We start from the raw sequence: 2,673 nt of genomic DNA on the forward strand, positions 1-2,673 counted from the left end.
TCCGGGAGGTCCGGGAGCGATATGGCGACCGGGGGCCTGTCCTGCGCGGTGGCGAGGCCGCCCGCGCCGACGGCCGCGATGACGCCGACGCCGAGGACGGTGGAGGAACGGGCGAAGTTGGAGCGCTGCTTGACGACGCGGTGACGGCCGCCGGAGCGGCTCTCGGCGCGGAGGGTTCCCTCGGTCGGGTTCCACTCCCCGGCGGAGCCGGCGGCACCCGCGCCGCCGAAGGGCTCGAACGGGGCTTCGGGTGCGGGGGTGTTGGACGCCACGGAGGCGCGCTCCTTTCCTTCCTTCTCGCCTACCGGGTTAGCTGACGGGTTCGGAGCAGGAAGGTCTCCTACGGGCGGTTTCGCACGAGGTGCGAGGGGCCCGATTCACCCCAAGTGGTGGTTCCCCGGTTCCCTTTCGGGATTCGGCGCGTGCGCACGGTGTCGCCTCTTGCGACGACTGGGACGACCGCGCTGCGTTATCGAACGTTAATAGAGACGAGGGTCCGATTCCAAGCCGTTCCCGGTGATCGTTCATGGAATTGGCAGGGAATCGCCCGAGTTGACCCCCTCTCAAAACGGAAGCCCGGCCGACACCAGATCTGACGGTATGTCAATTGTTATCGCTGGGAGACCTCTCGGCTACGGGTGGTGACGGCGCCCTCCCCCGGGCGCCACCACCGGCATCGTCCGGCGCCGCTCCGGCTGCCCCGTCGCCGGCCGGCTCACCGCGAGGAGCGCCATGTCGTCCGTCGCCCCGCCGCCCGTGTGCCGCCGTACGTCGTCCACGAGCGCGTCGAGGAGTTCCTCCGGCCCCGGGAAGATCCGCCCGGCCAGCCGCTCCGCCGGAGCGTAGAAGACGCCCTGCGCGTTCCGCGCCTCCGAGAGTCCGTCGGTGTAGAGGAGGAGGGTGGCGCCCGGCGGGTAGGCCCGCTCGTCGGCCCGGTCCGGCCAGGCCGCCAGCTCGCCCATGCCGAGCGGCAGGGCCGCCTCGCTCGGCTCCAGCGTCTCCAGGCCGCCGTTCGCCCGCAGCACCAGCGGGGGCGGATGTCCCCGGTTCACGATCCGTACGACCCCGGCGCCCGGCGGGACCTCCGCCAGGACCGCCGTCGTGAACCCCTCGAAGGCGTCGAGCCCGTGCCGCCGGGTGCCCTCCCGGGCCAGGGCCCGTTCGAGTCGCTGCGCCACCCCCTCCAGGGTCCGTTCCTGCTCGGCGGCCTCCCGGAACGCGCCGATCACCACGGCCACGGCCTCGACCGCGTCCAGGCCCTTCCCCCGTACGTCCCCGACGATCAGCCGCACCCCGTGCGGGGTGTCCTGGACGGCGAAGAGGTCGCCGCCGATGAACGCGTCCGCCTGTGCCGCCTCGTACCGCGCCGCGCAGTGGAGCCCGCCGATCCGTTCGGCCGGCGTCGGCAGCACCGCCTTCTGCGCCGTCTCCGCGATCACGCGCGCGGAGGCGAGCCGCTCCCCGCTGATCCGGACCACCCGGTTGATCAGCAGGCCGAGCGCCGAGACGGTCATGACGGTGAGGGCCTCGGTGAGGGACGAGACCTGGGTGAGGGTGTCGTTGTAGGCGTGCAGGCCGAGGCAGGCGAGGACGGCGGCGATGCCGGTGAGCAGGGTCGTCAGGGTGGAGAAGAACGGCGCGGCGATGAGCGGGGCCGCCGAGAACATCGGCGCGGCCGTGAACTGGGGCGGGGTCGACAGGTCGAAGACAACGCCGCCCGCGATGACCAGCGGGGGCAGCGCCCGGAGGAAGCGCCGCGCACCGCGGTACGGGCGGCGGGGCTCGTCGTCCCGCCGCCCGTCACCCGTCGCTCCCAGAGGGTGCCCCACCTGTGCTCTCCTGCCCGGTCGATACCGGCCGCGGCCCGTACCGCGCCCTCCCAGGGTCCCCCGCGCCCCCGTCGGGCGGCGACTCCCGGACGGCCGACCGGGGGACCCGGGCGATCGAGGGGCCCGGGGAGCCCCGGGCGCCGGCCGGCCGGAAGGAGCCGGGCGATCAGGCGGGGCCGGGCTCCGGCGACTCCGACGACGCGGGCCGCTCGGACGGCACGGACGGCTCGGGCGGGGGTGCCGCGAGCCGGCCGCCGCGGGCCAGGAGCGCGACGGCCCCCGCGCACACCAGTCCCACCGCGCACAGCGCCAGCCACGGCACCGCCGACCAGCCCGTGACGTCGAGCAGGGCGCCGGTCCCCAGGTTCCCCAGGGTGATGCCGATCCCGCACACGGTGTTGTAGAGCCCGTAGTGGGTGGCCACCCAGCGCCCCCGGGACAGGGCGACGACCGTGTCCATCTCGTACGGGTAGAGCACCGCGTTCGCCACGGCCAGGACCGCCGCGCACAGCAGCAGCCCCGCCACCCCCCGCCCGAACGCCGCCGGGAGCAGGAAGGCGGCGCCCATCAGGGCGAGGCCCAGCACGAGACACCGCTCGCGCGGCAGCCGCGCCTTGCACCAGGCCGTGATGCGCAGCTGCCCGGCCAGCGCCACCAGCGCGGACACCACGAACAGGGCGGTGGTCAGGCCCGTACCCCCGGCCGCGAGCGGCAGGGCCAGATAGACCTGGAAGGACAGCACGTACGAGCCGGTCATGGCGAGCGAGAACAGCCAGAAGGTGCGGTGCGTGAGGACCGTACGGAACTGGCCCCGGCCGCCGTCACCGCCGGCCCGGTCCGCCTC

The 2,673-nt window shown here is 74.4% G+C and carries 2 protein-coding genes, 1 pseudogene and 1 riboswitch; all 3 genes and pseudogenes read right to left on the bottom strand.

All coding sequences use genetic code 11. From position 1 onward, the window contains the following. A pseudogene (locus RIF68_RS33695) lies at nt 1-272 on the bottom strand (M23 family peptidase); the annotation flags it as partial. A gap of 11 nt (nt 273-283) precedes the next feature. Then, nucleotides 284-431: riboswitch (cyclic di-AMP (ydaO/yuaA leader) on the bottom strand. A gap of 201 nt (nt 432-632) precedes the next feature. After that, nucleotides 633-1,829, bottom strand: coding sequence for a PP2C family protein-serine/threonine phosphatase (locus tag RIF68_RS33700; protein WP_375165779.1), 1,197 nt, complete (start codon nt 1,827-1,829; stop codon nt 633-635). Nucleotides 1,830-1,995: 166 nt separating this feature from the next. Then, nucleotides 1,996-2,673, bottom strand: a 678-nt coding sequence (locus RIF68_RS33705; RefSeq protein WP_309055272.1) for an MFS transporter, incomplete at its 5' end; no start/stop codon positions are given.

This window comes from Streptomyces sp. (genome assembly GCF_031178505.1).
Taxonomy (GTDB): domain Bacteria; phylum Actinomycetota; class Actinomycetes; order Streptomycetales; family Streptomycetaceae; genus Streptomyces; species Streptomyces gulbargensis.